General features: G+C 71.3%; 23 protein-coding genes and 1 rRNA gene. 12 read left to right on the forward strand and 12 right to left on the reverse strand.

What is annotated here, in order from left to right:
• Both rrf and ACWEFB_RS27880 read left to right on the forward strand, forming a co-directional pair.
• A 5S ribosomal RNA gene (gene rrf, locus ACWEFB_RS27875) occupies positions 1-93 on the forward strand; the annotation flags it as partial.
• 227 nt (positions 94-320) lie between these two features.
• Positions 321-2,414 (forward strand): amylo-alpha-1,6-glucosidase, encoded by a 2,094-nt coding sequence (locus tag ACWEFB_RS27880; protein WP_452290066.1) that lies wholly within the window; start codon positions 321-323, stop codon positions 2,412-2,414.
• 71 nt (positions 2,415-2,485) lie between these two features.
• Here ACWEFB_RS27880 and ACWEFB_RS27885 read toward each other — a convergent pair whose 3' ends face one another.
• The 4 genes from ACWEFB_RS27885 to ACWEFB_RS27900 all read right to left on the reverse strand — a co-directional run bounded on the left by ACWEFB_RS27885 (position 2,486) and on the right by ACWEFB_RS27900 (position 8,757).
• The gene (locus ACWEFB_RS27885) at positions 2,486-3,283 is read right to left on the reverse strand and encodes a S1 family peptidase (RefSeq protein ID WP_452290068.1); all 798 of its coding nucleotides are present in this window, start codon (positions 3,281-3,283) and stop codon (positions 2,486-2,488) included.
• Between the two features lie 144 nt (positions 3,284-3,427).
• Positions 3,428-5,302, reverse strand: a complete 1,875-nt coding sequence (locus ACWEFB_RS27890) for a VanW family protein (protein WP_452290070.1) — start codon at positions 5,300-5,302, stop codon at positions 3,428-3,430.
• A gap of 236 nt (positions 5,303-5,538) precedes the next feature.
• A complete protein-coding gene (murD, locus tag ACWEFB_RS27895; protein WP_452290072.1) occupies positions 5,539-6,900 on the reverse strand; it encodes a UDP-N-acetylmuramoyl-L-alanine--D-glutamate ligase in 1,362 nt (453 codons plus the stop codon).
• Between the two features lie 186 nt (positions 6,901-7,086).
• Positions 7,087-8,757 carry a DUF885 domain-containing protein gene (locus ACWEFB_RS27900; protein WP_452290074.1) on the reverse strand — a complete coding sequence of 557 codons (1,671 nt, stop codon included), beginning with the start codon at positions 8,755-8,757 and terminating at the stop codon, positions 7,087-7,089.
• Positions 8,758-8,900: 143 nt separating this feature from the next.
• Between ACWEFB_RS27900 and ACWEFB_RS27905 the strand changes: the two genes are divergently transcribed.
• The gene (locus tag ACWEFB_RS27905) at positions 8,901-9,902 is read left to right on the forward strand and encodes a DMT family transporter (RefSeq protein WP_452290076.1); all 1,002 of its coding nucleotides are present in this window, start codon (positions 8,901-8,903) and stop codon (positions 9,900-9,902) included.
• 24 nt (positions 9,903-9,926) lie between these two features.
• Here the strand turns inward: ACWEFB_RS27905 and ACWEFB_RS27910 are convergent, their stop codons facing one another.
• Positions 9,927-11,000, reverse strand: coding sequence for a PHP domain-containing protein (locus tag ACWEFB_RS27910; RefSeq protein ID WP_452290078.1), 1,074 nt, complete (start codon positions 10,998-11,000; stop codon positions 9,927-9,929).
• Positions 11,001-11,064: 64 nt separating this feature from the next.
• Between ACWEFB_RS27910 and mtnA the strand changes: the two genes are divergently transcribed.
• Complete coding sequence (gene mtnA, locus ACWEFB_RS27915) at positions 11,065-12,054, forward strand: S-methyl-5-thioribose-1-phosphate isomerase (RefSeq protein WP_452290080.1); 990 nt, start codon at positions 11,065-11,067, stop codon at positions 12,052-12,054.
• Here the strand turns inward: mtnA and ACWEFB_RS27920 are convergent.
• Complete coding sequence (locus ACWEFB_RS27920; protein WP_452290082.1) at positions 12,026-13,030, reverse strand: prephenate dehydrogenase; 1,005 nt, start codon at positions 13,028-13,030, stop codon at positions 12,026-12,028. The two genes, mtnA and ACWEFB_RS27920, sit on opposite strands and share 29 nt — an antisense overlap.
• A 55-nt stretch (positions 13,031-13,085) precedes the next feature.
• Positions 13,086-13,835, reverse strand: coding sequence for a M23 family metallopeptidase (locus ACWEFB_RS27925; protein ID WP_452290084.1), 750 nt, complete (start codon positions 13,833-13,835; stop codon positions 13,086-13,088).
• Positions 13,836-13,994: 159 nt separating this feature from the next.
• Here ACWEFB_RS27925 and ACWEFB_RS27930 point away from each other — a divergent pair, with 159 nt between their 5' ends.
• The 4 genes from ACWEFB_RS27930 to ACWEFB_RS27945 all read left to right on the forward strand — a co-directional run bounded on the left by ACWEFB_RS27930 (position 13,995) and on the right by ACWEFB_RS27945 (position 15,851).
• Positions 13,995-14,375 carry a hypothetical protein gene (locus ACWEFB_RS27930; protein WP_326561697.1) on the forward strand — a complete coding sequence of 127 codons (381 nt, stop codon included), beginning with the start codon at positions 13,995-13,997 and terminating at the stop codon, positions 14,373-14,375.
• A gap of 115 nt (positions 14,376-14,490) precedes the next feature.
• The gene (locus ACWEFB_RS27935) at positions 14,491-14,658 is read left to right on the forward strand and encodes a hypothetical protein (RefSeq protein ID WP_326561696.1); all 168 of its coding nucleotides are present in this window, start codon (positions 14,491-14,493) and stop codon (positions 14,656-14,658) included.
• 138 nt (positions 14,659-14,796) lie between these two features.
• Positions 14,797-15,330, forward strand: coding sequence for a tRNA adenosine deaminase-associated protein (locus ACWEFB_RS27940; protein WP_326561695.1), 534 nt, complete (start codon positions 14,797-14,799; stop codon positions 15,328-15,330).
• Positions 15,327-15,851, forward strand: coding sequence for a nucleoside deaminase (locus tag ACWEFB_RS27945; RefSeq protein ID WP_452290087.1), 525 nt, complete (start codon positions 15,327-15,329; stop codon positions 15,849-15,851). Before ACWEFB_RS27940 ends, ACWEFB_RS27945 begins: the two co-directional genes overlap by 4 nt.
• 93 nt (positions 15,852-15,944) lie before the next feature.
• Here the strand turns inward: ACWEFB_RS27945 and ACWEFB_RS27950 are convergent, their stop codons facing one another.
• The 5 genes from ACWEFB_RS27950 to ACWEFB_RS27970 are packed head-to-tail and all read right to left on the reverse strand — an operon-like array spanning position 15,945 to position 19,601.
• Positions 15,945-16,550, reverse strand: coding sequence for an NUDIX hydrolase (locus tag ACWEFB_RS27950; RefSeq protein ID WP_452290089.1), 606 nt, complete (start codon positions 16,548-16,550; stop codon positions 15,945-15,947).
• Positions 16,551-16,604: 54 nt separating this feature from the next.
• Entirely contained in the window at positions 16,605-17,078 is a 474-nt protein-coding gene (locus ACWEFB_RS27955) for an acyl-CoA thioesterase (RefSeq protein ID WP_452290091.1), read from the reverse strand.
• A 1-nt stretch (position 17,079) separates the two neighbouring features.
• Positions 17,080-17,709, reverse strand: coding sequence for a TetR/AcrR family transcriptional regulator (locus tag ACWEFB_RS27960; protein ID WP_452290093.1), 630 nt, complete (start codon positions 17,707-17,709; stop codon positions 17,080-17,082).
• 42 nt (positions 17,710-17,751) lie between these two features.
• Positions 17,752-18,933 carry a sensor histidine kinase gene (locus ACWEFB_RS27965; RefSeq protein WP_452290095.1) on the reverse strand — a complete coding sequence of 394 codons (1,182 nt, stop codon included), beginning with the start codon at positions 18,931-18,933 and terminating at the stop codon, positions 17,752-17,754.
• A gap of 11 nt (positions 18,934-18,944) precedes the next feature.
• On the reverse strand, positions 18,945-19,601 hold the full coding sequence (locus ACWEFB_RS27970; protein WP_452290097.1) for a response regulator transcription factor: 657 nt from the start codon (positions 19,599-19,601) through the stop codon (positions 18,945-18,947).
• Between the two features lie 164 nt (positions 19,602-19,765).
• Between ACWEFB_RS27970 and ACWEFB_RS27975 the strand changes: the two genes are divergently transcribed.
• From ACWEFB_RS27975 to ACWEFB_RS27990, 4 genes are all read left to right on the forward strand, one after another.
• Positions 19,766-20,314, forward strand: coding sequence for a hypothetical protein (locus ACWEFB_RS27975; RefSeq protein WP_452290099.1), 549 nt, complete (start codon positions 19,766-19,768; stop codon positions 20,312-20,314).
• A 62-nt stretch (positions 20,315-20,376) separates the two neighbouring features.
• Positions 20,377-21,420 carry a peptidoglycan-binding protein gene (locus ACWEFB_RS27980; RefSeq protein ID WP_452290247.1) on the forward strand — a complete coding sequence of 348 codons (1,044 nt, stop codon included), beginning with the start codon at positions 20,377-20,379 and terminating at the stop codon, positions 21,418-21,420.
• The gene (locus ACWEFB_RS27985; RefSeq protein WP_452290101.1) at positions 21,417-22,139 is read left to right on the forward strand and encodes an ABC transporter ATP-binding protein; all 723 of its coding nucleotides are present in this window, start codon (positions 21,417-21,419) and stop codon (positions 22,137-22,139) included. Before ACWEFB_RS27980 ends, ACWEFB_RS27985 begins: the two co-directional genes overlap by 4 nt.
• Positions 22,136-23,347, forward strand: a complete 1,212-nt coding sequence (locus tag ACWEFB_RS27990) for an ABC transporter permease (protein WP_452290103.1) — start codon at positions 22,136-22,138, stop codon at positions 23,345-23,347. Before ACWEFB_RS27985 ends, ACWEFB_RS27990 begins: the two co-directional genes overlap by 4 nt.
• Positions 23,348-23,371 lie beyond the last annotated feature (24 nt).

The raw sequence follows: 23,371 nt of genomic DNA on the forward strand, positions 1-23,371 counted from the left end.
ACGCCCGGTTACATTCCGAACCCGGAAGCTAAGCCCTCCAGCGCCGATGGTACTGCACTCGGGAGGGTGTGGGAGAGTAGGACGCCGCCGGACTTTTTTCTAGTTAGGGCCACCCTTCGGGGTGGCCCTAACTTGTTTTCCACCCCGAATGCCTGAGCCGCATGTGACGTCAGGGACGGGTGCGACTGCCCTGGTGGAAGCTCATCCCGTACGGGTGACGTGGCCGAGGCGGCAACGGGGAGGCTGCCTGCCGGGGAAGGAGGCTCATCCTGGCCGGGTGGGGCGCCCTCCCACCGCGCTCGACGCGATAGGGGGCCGCAGTGAAGCCGTACGTCACCATCCTGGCCGGCAACGCCTTCGTGGTCAGCGACGGTCGCGGCGACATCGAACCCTCGGCGCTCGTACCGACCGGGATGTTCTCGTTCGATCAGCGTTTCCTGTCCGAGTGGAAACTGACCATCAACGGTGAGCGTCTGCACGCCCTCTCCGTCGACGACCTCCAGTACTACGAATCGCGATTCTTCCTCGTGCCCGGAGAACCGACCCACTACCTCGACGCCAAGGTCTCCGTCATCCGGCACCGGAAGCTCAGCGGAGGGCTCCAGGAGGAACTGACCGTACTGAACCACCGGGGCGAGACGGTCGATTTCACCGTACGGCTGGACATGGCGGCCGACTTCGTCGACGTGTTCGAACTCAAGCAGTCCCTGGCCACGAAGCGCGAGACGTCGGTGGTGGTCGAGGACGGCTACCTCCGCCTCCGTTACGTCCGCGACAGCTACGTACGGGAAGCGCTGGTGTCGTCGAGCGCCCCGGCCGACATCGACGAACACGGGATGACCTTCCGACTCCGGCTGGCGCCACACGGGCAGTGGACGACCCTGCTGAAGGTAACCGCCCACCTGCCCGGCCAAGGTGGGAAGGACACCCGGGACCTCCTGGACACCCACCGGGCCGCGGTGAACCCGGAGACACAGCGGGACCTCGAATCGTGGCTCGCCGGTGCGCCACAGCTCGGCTGCGACGACGCCGCGCTGGCGACGGCGTACCGGCGAGGGCTGATCGACCTGGCGGCGGTCCAGTTCGGTGCGCTCGCCACCGGCGCGAACCTGATCGCCGCCGGAACACCCTGGTTCATGACCTTCTACGGTCGGGACAGCATCCTGACCTCCATCCAGGCCATGGCGTTCACACCACAGCTCGCGGTCGGCACGCTGAACACCTTCGCCGCGACACAGGCCACCGTGTTCGACGACTTCCGGGAGAAGGAACCCGGCAAGATCCTGCACGAGTTCCGGTACGGGGAGTCGGCCGCGTTCGAGGAGCAGCCGCACTCGCCGTACTTCGGTGCGGCAGACTCCACTCCCCTGTTCGTGATCCTGCTCGACGAGTACGAGCGCTGGACCGGGGACGTGGAGCTCGTCCGCCGGCTGGAGCACGAGACACGGGCGGCGTTGCACTGGATCGACGCGTACGGCGACCTGCTCGGCAACGGCTACATCTCGTACGAGCGCCGCAACAGCGCCAGCGGGCTGGAGAACCAGTGCTGGAAGGACTCCCCCGACTCGATCTCGTACCGGGACGGGAGGCTGCCGTCGTTCCCCCGGGCCACCTGCGAACTACAGGGTTACGCGTACGACGCGAAGATGCGCGGGGCCCGGCTGGCCCGGCGAATCTGGCACGACCCGATCTACGCCGACCGACTCGAGGCGGAGGCGGCCGACCTCAAGGCCCGGTTCAACCGGGACTTCTGGATCGAGGACGGCCAGTACTACGCCCTGGCGTTGGACGCCGAGGGCGGTCAGGTCGACGCGTTGTCGTCGAACATGGGCCACCTGCTCTGGAGCGGAATCGTCGACCCGCCGCGCGCGGCCAAGGTGGCCGAGCACCTGCTCGGCCCGCGCCTCTTCTCCGGCTGGGGGGTACGCACCCTCGCCGAAGGGGAGGAGCGGTACAACCCGACCGGCTACCACACCGGGGCGATCTGGCCGTTCGACAACTCGTTCATCGCCCTCGGCCTGCGCCGGTACGGCTTCAACGAGGAGGCCGGGCGGATCGCCTCCGCGATGATCGACGCCTCGCAGTACTTCGACGGGCGGCTGCCGCAACTCTTCGCCGGGTACGACCGGAGCCTGACCAAGTATCCGGTGCAGTACCCGACCAACTGGAGCCCGCACGCCTGGTCGGCCGGCACCCCGATGATGCTGATCCGGGTGCTGCTCGGTCTCGAACCGCACGACAACCACCTGGTGGTCGACCCGGCCCTGCCACAGGGGATGGGGCGGATCGAGCTGCTCGACGTACCGGGGCGGTGGGGGCGGCTGGACGCGTTCGGTCGGGACCGGGTGGAGAGCCAGCGGCGGCGGTCCGGGCGGGGTGGACGCCGGGGCAGGGGCAACGTGGTCGCACCCTGAGCGCCCGTACACGAAACGGCGGCCGGACCCGGGAGGTTGTGTCCCCGGACCGGCCGCCGTTTGACGTACGGTCAGCCGCCGAGGCTCGCGGCGGCCGAGGCGATCGCCGAGGCGAAGTAGCTCACCTGGGTGTAGACGCCCGGGTAGTTGGGGCGGGCGCAGCCGTTGCCCCAACTCACGATGCCCACCTGGACCCAGGCGTTGTTGGCGCCCCGACGGAACATCGGGCCACCCGAGTCGCCCTGGCAGGTGTCGGTCCCACCGCTGGCGAAGCCGGCGCAGATCTCCTCGGCGACGATGACATCGCCGCCGTACTGGGAGTCACAGGTGCTGTCGGCGACGAACGGCACGGTCGCCTTCAGCAGGTAACGCTGCTGCGCCCCGCCCTCGCGGGCGGCGCCCCAACCGGCGACGGTGAACGTGCCGGAGTCGTACGCGGTGCTGGTGGCGATCGGCAGGGTGGCCAGGCTGGTGACCGGCGTCGCGAGCCGGATCAGCGCCCAGTCCTTGCCGTTGCCGTTGTAACCCGGCGCCCGGAGGACGTAGTTGGAGCGGACCGTGATCCGGCTGGACGACTGGAGGTCGACCGCGCCGAGGGTGGCCGTGATGCTGGTGTTGGTGCCGGTGGCGCCGACGCAGTGCGCGGCGGTCAGGACGAGCCGCGGGCTGTAGAGGGCACCGCCGCAGCCCATCGAGAGCCGGACCATGAACGGAAACTCGCCCTGGGCGGCCCGGGTGCCGCCGACGACCAGCGGGGTCACGTCGCCTTCCGGTGCGGCGGACGCGGGTGCGACCAGTGCGAGACTGCCGACGGTTACCGCGGTCAACGCGGCGGCCGCCAGGCCGGTGAGCTTGCGCCAGCGAACCATGGGATCCCTCTCCAAGCAAAGGATTGGCGCGCCTTGTGGGCGCGCGCAGATCACGTTGCCGGCAGCGTATGGAAGCCAACCGATGTATCGCAATGCCTCGATGTCATCCCGGTTGTGTCATACCTTCGAGCGAGGGTTGCGGGGTCAGCTCGGCTTCTTGGCGCAGACGTACCGGGGCTCGGCGTCGTACCGCCAGGTGAACTTCTCCCGCTTCAGCTCCTTGCCGTCCTTGTTGAAGACCCGGAACGCGTCCTGGGTGAAGCCGTCGATGCCGCTGGTGGCGATGCAGGACGGGCCGGGGTCCAGGTGGATCAGCTTCGGCTTGGTGATGTTGCGGCGCGGGCCGTAGACCGTCTTGACGCTGTCGTACACCTTGGTGCTCCAGATCGACACGGTGATCGTGTCGTTGGTCCACGAGGTGTCGATGAGGACGCCGTACTCGGTGTCGTTGCGGAACTTGAAGTCCAGGTCCGGGTAGAAGATCGTCGACTCGATCACCGCCGGGTACCGGTCGAACCAGTACGAGTGCGGCTTGTGCTCGACGTCCTCCAGCCCGGCGTAGTACGTGGCGTTGAAGATGGTGGTGGTGAACTGCGACGCCCCGCCACCGACACCCGGCACCAGTTTGCCGTCGAGGATGACCGGGGCGTCCTTGTAGCCCTGCGCGTAGCTGCGCTCGCCGGTGTGCTTGTTCAGGGAGAACGTCTCGCCGGGCTTCACCACCGCACCGTCGACCTCCTTGGCGATCGTCACGATGTTGTGACTGCGCGGGGAGGAGAGCCCACCGGTGAACTTGGTGGAGAAGGTCGAGACCTGTTCCTTGATGCCCAACTTGGCCATCGCGTCCGTACTGGTCTTCGGCTCGACCGGCTTGAGGACACCCTTGACCTCACGTGCGTCGGCGCGCGGCAGCACCGCCAGCAGGTCCCGGCTCAGTGCCGCGGTGTCCACCGCCTGCCCGCCGGTGCTCGCCACCACCTGCGGCTTGCCGCCCTGGAGGGCGACCGTGGCCTCCTTCGGCTTGACCTCGACCTTCGCGAGCTGGGTGGTCAGTGCCGCCTGGAGCTTCTTCTCGTCCACCACCGGCGCGATCTTGCCGGTCTTGTCGGCGTTCAGGAGCAGGCTCTTCGCGATCGCGGCCGGCGGAATGGTGAACGAACCGCGCTCGGTGGTCACCGTGACCGGCGCCGCGACGGCCGGCTTCGCCAACTCGTTGACGAGCTTGTCGACATCTTCCTTCGTGGTGGTCGGATGCGCCTCGACCAGCGGTACGACCACTGGCTGACCGCTCAGCCAGCCCGTACGCAGAGCCTCCGCCGACTGCTGCGGGTCGAGGTCCTGACCGGGCGACGGGTAGTTCGGCTTCGGGGTGGTGCCCTGGAAGACGATGGACGGCGGGGTCATCGGGCGGCCGGTCTTCCCGGCCGTCTTGCGCAGTTCCGTGTCGAGCAGGCCGGGGTCGACGGTCACCACCGGCTCGACGGTGCGGGACTTGAAGAGCAGATCTACCGGTCCCGCACCGGCGCCGATCGTCGCTTCGACGGTGGCGGTCACGTCCACGGCCAGCCCGACGTCGATCGGCTTGAACTCGGCCGTCTGGTCGCCGATCCGTACCGAGACGGGGGCGGCGAAGGTGTCCGCCCGCCGCTCCAACTCGGCCCGCAGCAATGCGGCCGCCGTCGCCTTGGACTTGCCGCCCAGGTCGACGCCGAGCACCTCGGTGCCGCGCGGCACCTCGCCGCTGTACGCGTACCCTGCGGTGCCGCCGATCGCGGCCAGCACGGCGGCGACCAGGCCGCCCGCGACGAGCGCCGTGCGCCGCCCCCGGCGGGACTTCGGCTCGACCGGAGCGCCGGCCGGGTCCTCGCCCTGCTCGGGTGCGCCGAAGGTCATGAAGTCCGGCTGTTGCGGCTCGGGGGCCGACCCGGTCACGGGTCCACCGACCTGCTGCGGCACCGCTGAGATCTCGGTGGTCGGTGTCTCGCCGGCGGGGGGTCTCTTCGCGCCGTACAGGCTCACAGGTCAACCTCGATCAGGGGAAGGGCGGGGGGGTGGGGTCGGTAGGCAAGCCCGCGTGGTGACACGACCCGGAGGCCTACGGTAGCCAAGCGCGCGACCGGATGACAGCCCGCGGGTGGGTACGAAGGATTCGTACGCGCGAATCCCTCACGCTACGGCACCATCGACGTACGCCGCATGGCCGAAAGGACGAGACCGATCCGGTACGAGCCGGCAGCGGATCCGACCGGGTCCGGTCAGCCGGCGGTGTCAGAGATCGCCTGGCGGAACACCCGTGACCGGTGTGCGTAGTTGTCGAACCGGCCGTAGCTCGGCGCGGCCGGGGAGAGCAGCACCACTCCACCGGCCGGGGTGTGCGTACGGCCGAGGCGGACCGCCTCGACGAGGTCGTCCGCACCGATCGTGGTGATCCCGGGCAGGTCCTTGACCATGTCGAGGATGCGCGGCCCGCTGTCCGGTACGCCGATCAGGGTGGCCTGCACGGCCTGGTCGGCGAGGAAGTCGCGCAGCGGCGCGTAGTCCACGCCACGGTCCTCCCCGCCGACGATGACGGTGAGCGGGCGGTGGGCGAACGCCTCGATGGCATGGATCGCCGACTGCGGGATGGTGGAGAGCGAGTCGTCGACGAAGGTGATACCGGACGGGTCCTCGATCGGGGTGAGCCGGTGTTCCAGGGCGGGGAACGCGGCGGCTGCGTCGGCGAGCCGGTCACGCTCCGCCACCAGGTCGACGCCCACCGACGCCAGTACGCCCAGCGCCACGCAGAGGTTCCACTCGTTGTGCCGGCCGACCAGCGGGAACGCCGACCGGGGAAAGAGCGGCTGGTCGGCGAGGTGGACCCAGGGCGTGCCGTCCGGTCCGGGTGCCACGTGGGTGGTGTCGGGGCGGCCGGCGGCCAGCAGCGGCAGTCCCGGTCGGGCGGCGAGTTGCGCGGTGAGCTGCTCGTCGTTGGCGTTGAACACCACCACACCGGGGCCGTGCTCGACGATGTTGAGCTTGTGCCGGTAGTACTCGGCTTCGCTGCCGGCCCAGTCCAGGTGCTCCGGGACCAGCGCGGTGAGCGCCACGACCTGCGGCGAGACCAGCAGGTCCGCGCACTGGTACATGGACAGCTCCAGGACGTACCGGTCGGCGGGGGGGAGTTCCAGCACGGCCGTACCGATGTTGCCGCCGATGACGTTGGGCTGGCCGACGGCGGTGAGCAGGTGGCTGATCAGGACCGTGGTGGTGCTCTTGCCCTTGCTCCCGGTCACCCCGATGGTGGTGGGGGCGTGGTCGGCCATCCAGAGGGCGGTGCCGCCGGTGACCGTCACGCCGCGCTCGCGCAGCCGCATCATCCACGGGTGGGTTTCGCCGATCACCGGGGACCGGACCACGACGTCCGCGCGCAGCAGCAGTTCCAGGGCTTCCGGGCCGGTGTGCAGGGGGGCGATCTCGGCGAGCCGCCCCTCCCACGGTCGGGCCAGGAAGGTTTCCCGGTCCTGCACCGTGACCAGGTCGGCCGGGCCGACCGGGGCGATCGTGTTGACCGCGGCGACACCCTCCCGGCCGGTGCCCCAGACGGCGACGCGTCGACCACGCAGATCAGTGAGGTGCACCAGTACTCCTTCGCCCGCGAACCACGGCGGCTGCGGCCCTCGGCTCGCGTCCATACTTTAGTCCGCTCTGCCCGGTCTGCCGGCCAGGGTGAGGACAACGCCCCGACCCGGTACGCCGACCGGGCTCAACCCTGGTCGGCGTACCGTCGGTGGTCGTGGTGACCGGCCTTGTGGGCCGGGCGGCGGTCAGAGCCGGGCCAGCGCCGCCTTCAGCGGGTCGAGGCCGAGCGAGCCGAGGTTGAGCGCGTCGAGGTGGAACTGCTTCAGGTCGAAATCGGTTCCCTTGCGCGCCTTGGCGTCGTCGCGGGCCTGGAGCCAGATCCGCTCGCCGACCTTGTACGACGGTGCCTGCCCCGGCCAACCGAGGTAGCGGTTGAGCTCGAAGCGCAGGTTCTCGTCCGGGACCCGGCAGTGGGCGCGCATGAACTCCCAGCCGAGTTCGGGGGTCCACCGCTCGCCGGGGTGGAAACCGAACGGGTTGTCCTTCGGGATCTCCAACTCGAGGTGCATGCCGATGTCGACGATCACCCGGGCGGCCCGGAACGCCTGCCCGTCGAGCATTCCGAGCTTGTCGCCCGGGTCGTCCAGGTAACCGAGGTCGTCCATCAGCCGCTCGGAGTAGAGGGCCCAGCCCTCACCGTGCCCGGAGGACCAGGAGAGCAACCGCTGCCAGCGGTTGAGCAGCTCGGCGCGGACCTGGGTCTGCCCGACCTGGAGGTGGTGACCGGGTGCGCCCTCGTGGTAGACGGTGGTCACCTCGCGCCAGGTGGAGAACTCGTCGATCCCCTGCGGCACCGCCCACCACATCCGGCCGGGGCGGGAGAAGTCCTCGCTCGGACCGGTGTAGTAGATCCCGCCGTCGCTGGTCGGGGCGAGGCGGCACTCGATTCGGCGTACCTGCTCGGGGATGTCGAAGTGGGTGCCGTGCAGATCGGCGATGGCCTTGTCGGCCAGGGCCTGCATCCAGTCGCGGAACGCCTCCTTGCCCTGGATCCGGCGGGCCGGGTCGGCGTCGAGCGCCACGACCGCCTCGTCGACGGTCGCGCCGGGGGCGAGGATCCGCGCCGCGACGCCGCGCATCTCGGCTTCGAGCCGGGCCAGTTCGTCGAAACCCCAGGCGTACGTCTCGTCGAGGTCGATCTTGGCGCCGAGGAAGTACTGCGACGCGAGCTGGTAGCGCTCGCGTCCGGCGGCCTGCTTCTCTCGCCCACGGGGCGCCAGCTCGGTACGCAGGAACTGCCCGAACTCGGCGGTTGCCGCGGTTGCCGCCGCCGCGCCCTTGCGCAGTTCGGCGGCGAGTGCGCCGTCGGCGGTCAGCCGGTCGGCCAGGCCGTGGAAGAAGTTGTCCTGGTCCGGGTCGGTCCAGATGTCGCACTGCTTGGCGACTTCGATCATCTGCGCCCGGGGGCTGACGTGTCCCGCGTCGGCGGCGGTGAGCAGGGTGGTCCGGTAGTCGGTCAGCGCGGCGGCGAAGGTGTTGAGTCGGGCGGCGACGTTGCTGACCGCCTCCGTACCCTCGGTCGGCATCAGGTCGAAGACCTGGCGGATCTCGTGCAGGCCGCTGGCGATCACGTTGATCTCGCTGGCCGTCTCGCCGGAGTCGTACCGGGCGAGTTCCAGACCGAGTCGTTCCTGCATCGCCTCCTTCGCGGTGCGCTCGGACACCGAGGTCGGTTCGAGTACGTCAAGTTCGGCAAGGGTGCGCCGGTTGAGTTCGGCTTGCGCGGCGTAGCCGTCCGGCGACAGGTCGCCGAGCTGGTCGTCGTAGCCGGTGATGCCGACGAAGGTGGCGCCGACCGGGTTCAGTGGCGCCCAGTCGCTGACATAGCGGTTGGCGAGGTCATCGATTTGTCCCACGAGACGACCCTACGTGACCCACCTGCCGGCAGGTCGAGCCATTTGCGCGGCCGGTCCGACCAGGCCACCGATCGGCGATTGGCCTGGTTCGAGGTCCGGAACCCGCGCGACTTCTGTCGGTCCGGTGCGGCAGAGTGTCAGGGGTGACCACCCCTTCCGCTCCTGACAGCAACGTACGCGCCTGGCTGCCGGGTTTTCTCGCCGTTGCCGTGATCTGGGGGGCCAGCTTCCTCTTCATCAAGATCGGTGTACGCGAGCTGCATCCGCTCTACGTCACCCTCGGCCGGGCCGGCGCGGGCGCGCTGACCCTGCTCGTGGCGCTGGCGGTGCTCCGGGACCGGCTGCCCCGCGACCCGGTGCTGTGGCTGCACCTGACCGTGGTCGCGACCGTCGGGGTCGCCCTGCCGTTCACCCTCTTCGGCTACGGCGAGCAGCGGGTCTCCTCGATCCTGGCGGGCATCTGGAACGCCACCACGCCGCTGGTCGTCCTGCCGATGGCGGTGCTGGTGTTCCGTACCGAGCGGATGACCGCCCGGCGGGCGATCGGCATGGTGCTCGGCTTCGTCGGCGTCCTGGTGGTGCTCGGCGCCTGGCAGGGCCTGGGCGGGGCGCAGTTCACCGGGCAGCTCTTCTGTTTCGCGGCGGCCGTCTGTTACGGGCTCTCCATCCCGTACCAGAAGCGGTTCGTCGCGGGCCGGCCCGAGTCGGGCCTGGCGCTGTCGGCGGGCCAGTTGCTGGTGGCGACCGTGCTGCTTGCGATCATCGCCCCGCTGGTGGCCGGCGCGCCGCCGGCACCGACCGGCCTCTCCCCAGAGGTGATCGGCAGCGTCCTCGCGCTGGGCGCCCTCGGCACCGGCCTCGCCTTCGTGATCAATCTGCGCACGATCCGGCTCGCCGGGGCGAGCACCGCGTCGACCACGACCTACCTGATCCCGATCTTCGCGGTGCTGATCGGGGTGCTCGCGCTGGACGAGCACCTGGCCTGGTACCAGCCGGTGGGTGCGGTGATCGTGCTGCTCGGGGTCGCCGTGTCGCAGCGCATGATCTTCCGGGGCCGCCGAAGCGCAGCCCCGACCGATCGTCCCCGGGACGCCGTCGAGCCGGAGATCGCCGTCGCCGAACCCGATCCGGCCGTCTCCCGCTGACCCACACGGGCCGCTCCCGGAGGCTCAGCCGTCGTGGCCGGCGGTCCAGGCCAGCAGTTCGTCGGCCGCCCAGGTGTTGACCACCCGGTCGGCCGGGACCCCGCACCGGGCTGCCCGCTCGCAGCCGAACCGCTGCCAGTCGAGCTGGCCCGGTGCGTGCGCGTCGGTGTCGATCGCGAACTCGCAGCCCGCCTCGACCGCCACCCGGATCAGTCGCTTCGGCGGGTCCTGCCGCTCCGGCCGGGAGTTGATCTCCACTGCCTTGCCGTACTCGGCGCAGGCGGCAAAGACCGCGTCCGCGTCGAAGTCGCTCGGCGGGCGGGTACGCGCCCGGTGCCCCCTGTCTCCCGGACCGGTCACCCCCGGCGGCCGACCGGCCACCATCCGGCCCGTGCAGTGCCCCAGGATGTCCAGGTGCGGGTTGGCGATCGCGGCCAGCATCCGCCGGGTCATCTTCGCCTTCTCGTCCGACAGCCCGCTGTGCACCGAACCGACCACCACGTCCAACTGGGCCAGCAGGTCGTCCTCCTGGTCCAGCGACCCGTCCGCCAGGATGTCCACCTCGATGCCGGTGAGCAGCCGGAACCCCTCCGGCAGCGCGGCGTTGATCGCCGCCACGTGCTCGAGCTGGCGCCGCAACCGGGCCGGAGTCAGCCCGTTGGCCACCTTCAACCGGGGCGAGTGGTCGGTCAGTACGAGGTACTCGTGCCCCAGATCGACAGCGGTCAGCGCCATCTCCTCGATCGGGGAACCACCGTCCGACCAGTCCGAGTGGGTGTGGCAGTCGCCCCGCAACGCATCCCGCAGCGCGGCGGTCGCCTCGTCCAGGTCGACGCCCTCGGTCGCGGTCAGCCGCCGCAGGTAGACCGGCTCCTCACCGGCCAGCGACTCGGTCACACACCGGGCGGTGACGTCACCAACCCCGCTCAGCTCGGTCAACGTACCCGCCTGTGCCCTGGTCGCCAGCTCGTCGGCGGGGAGCGCGGCCAGGGTCGCCGCGGCCGAGCGGAACGCCCGTACCCGGTAGGTGGCCTCGTTCGCCCGCTCCAGCAGGAAGGCGATCCGGCGCAGGTCGGCGAGCGCGTCCCGAGCGGTCATCAGCTCACCGTAGCCGGCACACCGGCCACCCGTACGCTTGCGCGCCTCCGTAGCCTTGCCGAACATGAGGACGATCGACTGGGTGGACGGCGCCGTCGAGATCATCGACCAGACCGCACTGCCGGACCGGCTCACCGTACGGCGGCTGCACGGGGTCGAGGAACTGGTGGCGGCGATCCGGACCCTCGCCGTACGCGGCGCACCCGCGCTCGGTGTTGCCGGTGCGTTCGGGGTGGCGCTCGCCGCCCGGCTGCACGAGGGTGACCCGGTGGCGACGGCTGCCGCCGTACACCTGGTGGAGAACGCCCGCCCGACGGCGGTGAACCTGGCCCTCGGTGCCCGCCGGGCGGCGGCGCGGCTGCCCGAAGGCCCCGACGCGGTCCTCGCCACCGCCCTCGCCGTACGCGACGAGGAGATCGCCGCCGCCGCCGCGATGGCCGAGCGCGGCGCGGACCTGCTGGCCGAACTCTGCCCGCCCCGCCCCCGGATGCTCACCCACTGCAACACCGGTGGGCTCGCGGCGGTGGTCGGCGGCACCGCGCTCGGAGTGGTGATCGAGCTACACCGGCGCGGCGGGCTCGGCGCGGTGGTGGCGAGCGAGACCCGGCCGCTGCTGCAGGGGGCCCGGTTGACGAGCTGGGAACTGGGGCAGGCCGGGATCGAGTGCCGGGTCGCGGTCGACGGCGCCGGCCCGTTCCTGATGGCCCGGGGCGAGATCGACGCGGTGATCCTCGGTGCCGACCGGATCTGCGCCAACGGGGACACCGTCAACAAGATCGGTAGTTACGCGCACGCCCTCGGCGCGCACCGGGCCGGCATCCCGTTCATCGTGGTCGCCCCGGAATCCACCGTGGACCACCACACCGCGACCGGTGCCGACGTCGAGATCGAGGACCGAGGCCCGGACGAGGTCCTCGGCTTCCGGGGCACCACCACCGCCCCGGCCGGTGCCGGTGCGGTGAACCCGGCTTTCGACGTCACCCCGTACGACCTGATCACCGCGATCGTCACCGACCGGCGGGTGGTCAGGCCGGCACTGGGCGAACGGGTCTGACCGCGGTCACCGTACGACGGTTCGGGGCGACCGCGAGGACCCAGCCACCGGCCCGGCCCAGTTCCAGGAGGTCGTCGATCCTGGCGGGCAGTTCCCGCGCGGTCCCCGGCCGGTACGGCCAGGCGGCGCGGGCCGCCGACGCCGGAGCGAGCCAGTCCCGCAGTGCGGCGATCGGCTCGCCCGCGTCAACCGCCGCCCGTGCCTCGTGCAGTGCCGCCAGCACCCGGTCCAGGGCCGCGCCGACCGCCGCCGCGTTCCCCCCGCACATCGCCGCGACCAGGTCCGGTCGGGTCGCCGCGACCCGGGTCCCGTCCCGGAACGAGCCGGCGGCGAGGGTGCCGGCCAACGGCTCGTCCGCCACCCCGGCGACCAGCGCCGCCGCCAGCAGGTGCGGTACGTGGCTGACCGCCGCCACCGCCCGGTCGTGCTCGGCGGCGGTGGTCGGGACCACCCGGGCGCCCAGCGGGGTGAGCAATGCGGCCAGTTCCAGCCAGTCGGCCAGGGAGGTCCCGCGCGGTTCGAGGCAGAGCACCCACGCGCAGCCGGCGAACAGCGCCGGATCGGCGGCACCGAAACCGGAGGTTTCCCGACCGGCCATCGGGTGACCGCCGACAAAACCGGCCAACCGCTGCGGCTGCCGGTGCAGTCGTTCCTCGACCAGGGCCGAGACCGGGCCCTTGACCGAGGTGACGTCGGTGACCAGGCCGGCGTAGCCGGCGTCGCGCAACTGGTCCAGGACCCCGCCGACGGCGGGCAGCGGGACCGCGAGGACCACCAGCTCCGCACGGGCGACGGTGTCCCGGATCGTCGGCGTGACCTGCCAGCGGTGGGCCGCCAGTGCCTGGGCGGCGGCGGTCCTGGCGGTGGCCCGGGTGGCCGGGTCGGCGTCGTAACCGAGCACCCGGTGGCCGGTGGCGGCCAGTGCGCGCAGCACGGAGCCGCCGATGAGTCCGAGCCCGATAACCGCGACGTTCACGCCGCCGACTCTCGCACACCGTCCCGTTGCGCAGGGGGCAAGGCTCGCCCGGTGCTCAGGGCGCGGGCGGGCACCTGTGCTTCTGGTGCCAGGTGGTCACCTCGGTCACCGGCGAGCGGTTCGACCGGTCCCGCCACGCGTCCAGGTAACGCGCCGGCCAGATCACACCCCGCCGGATCCACCAGTCCTCGGTCCGGTCGCACGGGGGCGAGATGCCGAAGTGCAGGTGGCAGACGTTGTTCGCGTTGCCGGTCTTGCCGACCTTGCCGACCTGCTGGCCGGCGCGGACGCGTACTCCGGCGTCCATGCCGGCGGCCAGCTCCGACAGGTGCGAACCGTAGTAGCGGACCCCGTCGTCGCCGAGCAGCGACACCGCCTTGCCACCGTTGAGCGGACCCTGCGGGCCGTTCTTCTTGTACTCGTCGACCCGGGTCACCTCGAGGATCTCCCCGTCGGTGACGGCGAGCACCGGCGTACCGCACGAGGCGAAGATGTCCGTGGCCGCGTACGCGGAGTGGGTCGGGTGGTAGGAGGCGTTGGCCGAGTTCACCGGGAAGACGTACCGGAGGGCGGTCGGGCTGGCCGAGGGCGTACCGGCCGGAGTGACCGACGGCGTGGCCGGGGGCGGCACGGCTGCCACGGTGGCCGGGGTGGCGCTTCCCGGGGTGGTCGGCGAGGACCAGACCGCCGGGCGGCTCTGCGCGCAGCCGGCGGCGGCCACCGCCGCCAGCAGCAGCAGGACAACCATCGGGTACGCACCGCGGCGCCCGATCAGGCGTCGCGTACCCGTTTCGTCCCGTGCCATCCGGCCATCCTGACAGAACCGGCGCGATTCCGCCTCGCCCCCCAGCGTGGTGCGGAGCAGCCGGACGGCCCTCGTCCGGCGGGTACGCTGCGAGTCGGCGGCGTTGCTCCACCGTGACCGGTCGGGGCCCGGCCGCTGCCGAGCGGAGGAGCGAGGGTGATGGCACAACCGCCGACGATGCAACCCTGGCCCCAGGCCGGTCAGCCGGCGCGTACGCCGTCGGGTCTCTTCCCGTCCGGCCTGCCGTCGCGTCCGACCTACCGCGAGCCCCACCCGGTACGCGGATCCGCGCTCGCCAGCGGCGCCGGGTTGACGGCGGCCTGGTTTCTCCTGTTCGGGCTGCTCGGCGGTGACCTGCGCGAGTACGCGTGGTGGACCCTGCTGGCCGGGGTGGCGGCGTGGCTCGCCACGCTGTTGCTGGTCCGGTTCGGCGACCGGGGTGCCGCCGTCGGTGTGGCGATGATCACCGCGTTGGCGTGGTCGATCGCCGCTCTCGCGGTCGCGGTCCGGTGGAGTTACGCCGGATGGCCGCTCTGGTGACCATGGGTGACCGAAATGCTTCCCTCGGTACGCGATCTAGGGCGGTGGGTACCGGCTCGGTGGCACACCGCGACCGGGCTTGACGAACGCCGCGCGACTGGGCACCCTCGCCTCTATGGCCTGGACAGAGCAGCGGCTCGACCCCGAGCGCACCCGACGGCGGATACAGCTCCTCGCCGAGCTGGCCGGTGCGAAGTCGGTGCGGGAGCGGACGCAGCCGCGACGGGTTCGGGTCGACCGGCTGCGCGAGTTGATCGCCACCCGTCGCCGGTTGGCCGGCTGACCGCACAGATCCGCTCGATTCCGTCCTTCTCCTTCGGGGAGTTGCGCGGTCGAGCGCGGACCCGACCGGATACCGTCACGCGTAACAGGCAGTCGACAGTGGTGGGCGGCGGTACGCCGTGAGTTGTTGGGGGGACCGGTGTCGTACTTCGCGGCGGCCGTGGTGCGCGGCTCGGAGGGCTGGACCGCAGCCGAACTCGACCTCGGTGGTGCCGCGGACATAGACGAGGTCGCGGATCTGCTCCGCGAGGTCGACCTGGACGCCGACACCTCGCTGCTCTTTGTCGAGTCCGACGACGCGTACCTGGCCATCCTGCGCCTGGACGACGGCGAGGACCTGCGCATCTTCGGCTCCGACTCGGCGTTCGCCGAGGAGTCCCGACTCGGTGCCCTGCTGCTCGGCGACATCAAGGCACCCGCCCTGGAGATCGACGACGTGGTCGAGCCGGCGGCCCCGGCCCTGGACTCGGCCGACGAGGAGAGCGAGCAGCCGGCCGCCGACCCCGACGCCGACCCGATCGGCGATGCCGACCTCCTCGCCAACCTGGGCATCTCGGCCCACCGGCTGCTCGCCCTCTGCGCGCAGGAGCGGATGCTTCCCGCCGACGTCACCGCCGAGCTGTGCAAGGCGATCGGCTGCGGCGACGTGGTCGAGGAACTGCGCGAGGCGTGAGCGGTCCGGACGGCGCCGACCCGACGGGATCCGGCGCGGTCGGTCATCCGGGCCGGCGACAGCGCCACGAGGCGTGGATGCGCCGGGCCCTGGCGGTGGCCGCCGACGACGGCCGACCGGCGGAACTCGGCGACCCGGCCGACGACGTACCGGTCGGGGCGGTGCTCTACGGCCCGGACGGGGCCGAACTGGCCATCGGGCGCAACGAGCGGGAACGTACCGGTGATCCGACCGCGCACGCCGAGATCCTGGCCCTGCGCCGGGCGGCGGAACTGCGCGGCGCCTGGCGGTTGGACGGCTGCACCCTGGTGGTGACCCTCGAACCCTGCACCATGTGCGCGGGCGCGCTGGTGCTGGCCCGGATCTCCACCCTGGTCTTCGGGGCCTGGGAACCGAAAACCGGCGCGGTCGGCTCGCTCTGGGACGTCGTACGCGACCGCCGCCTCAACCACCGCCCCGAGGTGTACGGCGGTGTGCTCGCCGAGGAGTCCGCCGCGCTCCTGCGCTCCTTCTTCCGCTGACCGATCCCGCACCCACACCGGCTGTGCACAGCCCTGTGGATAACTGTGGATCGTTGCTGCCACCGTTGTGCACACTCTGTGGATAACGGTGGATCAGTTGTTGATATCGCCTGTGGATATCCACGAGGGTGCGCCCGTCCCAGCGTTGATCTTTGCGATGAACCGGTGGAGGTGTGGGTCGAACCGGCCGGGATCGGTGCCGGCGATCTCCGCCGGTGACCACCACCGGGCGGAGCGGAACTCCCGTTCGTCCACGGTGAGGGTCTGGTCGCGGTGACCCGTGAGCGGAAACCACAGGCTGACGTCGGTGTGGCCGTGGTCGATCCCGACCGTACGGGTGACGGTCAGGAAGACGGGACGATCGGCGTACCCGTCCGAGTCGGGGTCGACACCGAGTTCCTCCTGCGCCTCCCGCCGGGCGGTCAGGGCGGGATGTTCGTCCGGCTCCACGTGCCCGCCCGGCGGTAGCCACAACCCGGCGTTCACGTGGTCGACCAGCAGGATGCTGCCGTCGTCCGGGTCGACCGGCACCACGTACGAGACGAGGTGGCGGGGCGGGACGGCCGGCTTGACCCGTCGGAACACGTCGTCGGTGCCCTGCAGCCAGCGCAGCACGTCCGCCTGCTGCTCGGCCTCCAGTTGGTCCGCCGGCCGGATACCGGCGACCAGTTCGTACACCAGCTCAACCGAGGGACGCATCCGTCGAGGATGCCACCCGGCGCCCGGGAGCGGTTCCCGTGACGAGTCGGCCGACTACAGGGTGGCCGACTCGGGGCGGAGCAGTTCCTTCCCGACAGCGATGGCGTCCTCGGTCCACGGGGTGGGGCGCAGCGTCGCCGGGTCGAGCCGCACGATTGCCCGCCGTCCCTCGGCGTGCAGCGTCCCACCGTCGGCGGACAGGAGGCGGAAGCGGTACTCGGCGCTGGTGGTGCCGAAGCGTTCGAACCAGAAGTGGGCCAGGATCGGGCCGGTGCCGCGAATCGGGGCGCGGAAGCTCACCGAGAGTTCGACCACGGCGTGGAACATGTCGGGGACGCTGAGCTGGCCGTTCTCGTAGGCGAAACCGCGATCGGCCCAGAACGGCGTGAGCGCCCGTTCGAGCAGCAGCGCGTACTTCGCGTTGTGCACGATGCCCATCATGTCCAGGTCGTCGAAGTGCACCATGATCGGTTCGACGTGACCGAACGGGACGTCGGGCAGGGTGAGGGTGTTGCTGGCAGTTGTCATGTCAGTCCTCGGGTAGCAGTTCCGGGTTGGGGCACAGGGTGCGAAGTCGGTCGAGCACCGCCTGCCGGGCGTACCGGTGGCTCGGCTCGGTGGGTAGAAGTCGTGACTGCAGGGCGGCGGCGAGGCCGAGCGCCTCGATCTCGTACGCGAGTTGTCCGACGTCGGTGTCGGGGCGGAGCTCACCGGCGGCCACCGCTTCGGTGGCGAGCCGCCGGACCATGACCAGCCACTCGTCCAGGGCCTCGGCGAGTCGGTCCCGGACCGCGCCGGGCCGGGATCTGTACTCGAACTCGGCGAGGGTGAAGAACCGGCCGTCGGGCTCCCGGCCGTCGTAGCAGGTCAGCCGGGTCTCGTGCAGTGCCCAGAGCCGTCGTACGCCTCGGGGTGCCCGCAGGGAGGGGCGGATCACCAGGTCGGTCACCTGCTCGCGGGCCCAGTCGATGGTTGCGAGCTGGAGTTCCTCCTTCGAGCGCCAGTGCGTGAACAGGCCGGACTTGCTGATGCCCAGCTCGGCGGCGAGGTGACCGAGGGAGAGCCCGTCGAGGCCGGTCTCGACCGCCAGCGCCACGGCGGTGCCGAGTACCAGGGCCCGCGTGCGTTCGCCCCGGAGCACCCGCCCGTCCACCGTCATGATCGCGAGCGTACAACTATCCGACCGATCGGTTGGATAGTTTCACTGGCTCGGCAGGGTGACGCTCACCACCAGGCCACCGCCCTCGCGCGGCCGGGCATCGACCGACCCGCCATGTGCCCGAGCCACCGCCCGCACGATCGACAGGCCCAGCCCGAACCCGCGCCCCCCGCCGAGCCGCTCACCGCGCAGCCGCCGGAACGGCTGGAAAATCGTCTCGATCTCGTACCCCGGCACCACCGGCCCGGTGTTGCTCACCACCAGGGTCGGCCGCCCGTCGACCAACCCGGTACGCACCGACACCCAACCGCCGGCCGGCAGGTTGTGCCGCAGCGCGTTCTCCACCAGATTCGAGGTCAGCCGCTCCAGCAGCACCGCGTCCCCCGACGTCGGTGCCGGTGCGAGGTCGCGTACCGCCTCCCGGGCGAGTGCCCTGGTCGGATCCGGTTCGGCCCCCTGGGCCGCCTGCTGGTTGAGTACGTGCGCGGCCACCTCGGCCAGGTCGAACGACGTACGGTCGGTCAGCTCGTTCTCCGAGTCGGCGAGCGTCAGCAACCCCTCGATCAGCCGCTCGTGCCGCTCGTTCACCGCCAACAGCGACTCACCGAGCTGCCGTACGTCGGCGGAGGCACCCGGACGGGTCACCGCCAACTCCACCAGCGCCCGGTTCAACGCCAGCGGCGTACGCAACTCGTGCGAGGCGTTCGCGACGAACCGGCGCTGACCGTCGAACGACCGGTCCAACCGTTCCAGCATCAGGTCGAAGGTGTCGGCGAGTTCGCGTACCTCGTCCTGCGGACCGCGCAGCGCGATCCGCTCGTGCAGCCCACGCCCGGCGGTGTTCGCGTCCGCGATCCGCCGGGCGGTGCCGGTGATCTGGTGCAGCGGCTGCAACGCCCGACCGGCGACCAGCCAACCGAACGCGATCGCCGCGGCGGAGACCACGGCCAGCGCGATCCCGCCCTGGGTCAGCAACGAGTCCAGGGCGTTCTGCTTCACGTCCTCCTGGAGTTCCCGGACGAAAATCCGCAGCGCCTCGGCGTTCTGCGTACCGAGACCGGTCCTGGGGATCTCGGTGACCGGCTTGGTCAACGCCACCCCGAGCGGCTCCGGCATCCGCTGCTCGACCAGGACGTACGTCACCGCCAGCAGGACCATGCCGGCGAGCAGGAACAACCCGCCGTAGACCAGGGTGAGCCGGGCCCGGATCGTGGTCCGCTTCATCAGTCGTCGCCTCACGAGATCTGGTACCCCACTCCCGGCACCGTCTCGACCACCTGCGGGTCGCCGAGCTTGCGGCGCAGCTTCATCACGGTCACCCGGACCACGTTCGTGAACGGGTCGATGTGCTCGTCCCACGCCCGTTCCAGCAGGTCCTCGGCGGAGACCACCGCCCCGTCGGCCCGCATCAGCTCGGCCAGGACCGCGAACTCCTTGCGGGACAGCGCCACGTACCGGCCGTCGCGGTAGACCTCGTGCCGGCCCGGGTCGACCACGATCCCGGCCCGGCTCAACCTCGGCGGTGCCGCCGGACGGGCTCGCCGGGTCAGCGCATGCACCCTGGCCGAGAGTTCCACCAGGGCGAACGGCTTGGTGAGGTAGTCGTCGGCGCCGAGCGACAACCCGGCCACCCGTTCCCGTACGGCCGCCGCGGCGGTCAGCATCAGGACCCGGCTCGCCCCGCCACCGGCGACGATCGACCGGCACACGTCGTCGCCGTGGACCACCGGCAGGTCGCGGTCGAGGACCACCACGTCGTACTCGTTCACGCCCAGGCGTTCCAGGGCGGAGCCACCGTCGTACACGACGTCGACGGCGAACGCCTCCCGTCGCAACCACTCGGCGATCGCGTCCGCCAACAGGCTCTCGTCCTCGACCACCAGCACTCGCATCGGTCCATGGTGACTCGGCCCCGGATAACGCCACCGTTAACGCCGACGCTTACGCCCTGGATACCGCCGTTGCGGTCGACTTGTCGGCAACGGTCACCCCGCTTCCGGGGGGTGGCACGGGTCGGCGACCGGCGCCGACCTTCCCGAGGAAAGGAAGTGTGCAGATGCGCCGACAACCGGTCACCGGCCTGCTGGTCCTGCCCGTGTTACTCGCCCTGGCGCTGGCCGGGTGCGGCACCCCCGCCGAGGGCGACGGCGTGGCCACCGCCGGCGGTGCGGCCGGCGCCGGGCCGACCGCCTCGGCCAGCGCCGCCGCCTTCGACGACCCCGACCGGCAGTTGAAGTTTGCCCAGTGCATGCGGGAGAACGGGGTCGACATGCCGGACCCCGATCCGGCCGCGCCGGGCCAGGTACGGATCAACGGCGGTAGCGACCCGGACAAGGCGCAGGCGGCGATGGAGAAGTGCCGTGAGTTCCTGCCCAACGGTGGCGAGGGGCGCAAGCTCGACCCGGAGCAGGCGGAGAACATGCGCAAAATGGCGCAGTGCATGCGGGAGAACGGGATACCCGACTTCCCAGATCCCGGCCCCGACGGTCTGCTCAAAATCGACAAGAGCCTGCTCGGCGGTAAGGGCCTGGACGACCCGACCCTGAAGGCCGCGATGGAGAAGTGCAAGCAGTTCGCACCGAAGATCGCCGGGACCGGCAAGTGACGGCCGATTCCGTTGCGGCCCCGGCGCCCGTCCGGCGTCGCCGTCCGCGTACCGGTGCGGCGTTGGTCACCGCCGCCGTCGTGGTCGCCGTCGGTGCCGGCGGCGCAGCCGCGATCGGCTTCGGCGGCCGTGATCCGGGTACGGCCACAGCCAGCCCCCTACCACCGGCAACCGCCCAGGTGACCCGGCAGACCCTGGTCGACGCGCAGACCGTCGACGGGGAACTCGGGTACGGCACCACGCGTACCGCGTCCGCCCGGGGCGCCGGGACCCTCACCTGGTTGGCCCCGACCGGTGGCACCGTCAAACGCGGCCAGCCCCTGTACGCCGTCGACAACGGCAAGGTGGTGCTGCTGCACGGGGGGCTGCCGGCGTACCGGACGCTGCGGTCCGGGGTGGAGGGGGCCGACGTGAAACAGTTCGAACAGAACCTGTCCGCGCTCGGCTACTCCGGCTTCACGGTCGACGACGAGTACACCGGCAGCACCGCCGACGCGGTCCGGGACTGGCAGGAGGACCTCGGCCGCGACGACACCGGCCGGGTCGAACCGTCGGACATCGTCTACGCCGACGCGGACGTACGCGTCGAGGGGCACGAGGCGTCGACCGGCGACACCGTCCAGCCCGGCAAGTCGGTGCTCACCTACAGCGGCACGAACCGGCTGGTCACCGTCGACCTCGACATCGACGACCAGCGGCTGGCGAAGAAGGACACCACGGTCGGCGTGACGCTGCCCGACGGGAAGCAACTCGACGGGCGGATCACCGAGGTCGCGACCGTGATCGAGACCGGAAGCGGCGGGACCGGGCAGACCGAACCGGAGACCGTCATCGAGGTCACCGTCACGGTCGCCGACCCGAAGGCGCTGGCCGCGTACGACCAGGCGTCGGTCAAGGTGGCGTTCACCGCCGACGAACGCGCGGACGTACTGACCGTGCCGGTGGCGGCGCTGCTGGCACTCGCCGAGGGCGGGTACGGCGTGGAGGTGGTCGACGGTGGGCGTACCCGGATCGTCGCGGTGAGCACCGGCCTGTTCGCCAGTGGAAGGGTGGAGGTCGCAGGCGACGGGCTGACCGAGGGCCTGACGGTCGGGGTGCCGGCATGACGGCCGGCGCGGTCGCGTCCGAAGTGCCGCCGGTGGTCGCGTTGGAGCAGGTCAGCAAGGTCTACCCGGGCGGGGTGGCGGCCCTGCGCGGCGTGACCCTGACCATCGGGCGCGGTGAACTGGTGGCGATCGTCGGGCCGTCCGGGTCCGGAAAGTCGACCATGCTGCACCTGATCGGCACCCTCGACCAACCATCGTCGGGCACCGTACGCATCGACGGCCACCACACGGGCGAACTCGACGACCGGGAACTGTCCGCGCTGCGGTCCAGCCGGATCGGGTTCGTGTTCCAGCAGTTCCACCTCGCTGCGGGCGTACCGGTGGTGGAGAACGTGGCGGACGGGTTGCTGTATGCCGGCGTACCCCTGGGGGAGCGACGCCGACGGGCGGCGGCCGCGCTGCACCGGGTCGGCCTGGACCACCGACTCGACCACCGGCCGCACGAACTCTCCGGCGGCGAACGGCAGCGCGTCGCCATCGCCCGCGCGGTCGTCGGCGACCCGCCGCTGCTGCTCGCCGACGAACCCACCGGCAACCTCGACTCCGTCTCCGGCGCCGGGGTCCTCGAACTGCTGCACGAGCTGAACCGGGCCGGCACCACCGTCATCGTGATCACCCACGACCGGGGGATCGCGGCGAGCCTGCCCCGCCAGGTACGGATGCGCGACGGCCTGATCGTCGAGCCGACCGCCGCCGATCTCGTCGGGGGGACCAGGTGAGGCGCGGGCCCGACCGGCTCGTGCCGGCTCGGCTGCGACCGCGTGACATCGTCCGGGTCGGTGGCGTCGGACTGCGTACCCGGCCGCTGCGGGCGTTCCTCTCCGCGCTCGGCATCGCCATCGGGATCGCGGCGATGGTCGCCGTCGTCGGCATCTCGTCGTCGTCACGGGCCGAACTCGACCGCACCCTCGCCGCGCTCGGCACGAACCTGCTCACCGTCTCGTCCGGCAAGTCCCTCTTCGGCGACGACGCGCAGTTGCCCGAGGAGTCGGCGGCGATGATCGCCCGGATCGGCCCGGTCGAACAGGTCGCCGCGACCGCGCAACTCCCCGACGCCAAGGTGTTCCGCAGCGACCGGATCCCACCCGCCCAGACCGGCGGAATCGGCGTACGGGCGGCGAACCTCGAACTGCTCGACACCGTCGGCGCGGAAACGGTCAGCGGCACCTGGCTCAACCCGGCCACCGCCCGCTACCCGGCCGTGGTGCTCGGTGCCACCGCCGCCCACCGCCTCGGCCTCGCCACCGCCGGTACGGACACCCAGATCCAGGTCGGTGGACGCTGGTTCACCGTCATCGGCATCCTCGCCCCGGTGCCCCTCGCCCCGGAACTGGACCTCTCCGCGCTGATCGGCTGGGACGCCGCGACGACGTACCTCGGTTTCGACGGGCACCCGACGACGGTCTACAGCCGCTCGACCGAAACCTCCGTCGAGGCCGTACGCGCGGTCCTCGGGGCGACGGCGAATCCGGAGGCGCCGAACGAGGTGGAGGTGTCCCGCCCGTCGGAGGCGCTTTCCGCCGCACGCGCCACCGACCAGGCGTTCACCGGGCTCCTGCTCGGCCTCGGCGCGGTGGCGTTGCTGGTCGGCGGGGTCGGGGTGGCGAACACGATGGTGATCTCGGTGCTCGAACGGCGGCCCGAGATCGGGCTGCGACGCTCGCTCGGGGCGACCCGGGGGCAGATCCGTACCCAGTTCCTCACCGAGTCACTGCTGCTCTCCGCGCTCGGCGGGGCGGGCGGAGTCCTGCTCGGTACGGCGGTCACGTCCGGGTACGCCCTGCTCCAGTCCTGGCCCACCGTCGTACCCGCCTGGGCGACCGCAGGCGGCGTCGGAGCAACCCTGCTCATAGGCGCCCTCGCCGGCCTCTACCCCGCCATCCGCGCCGCCCACCTCCCCCCAACGGAGGCCCTAGCCACCCCCTAAGCCCCCTACCCCGTCCCCCACCCC

It is taken from the genome of Micromonospora sp. NPDC004704 (genome assembly GCF_053601675.1).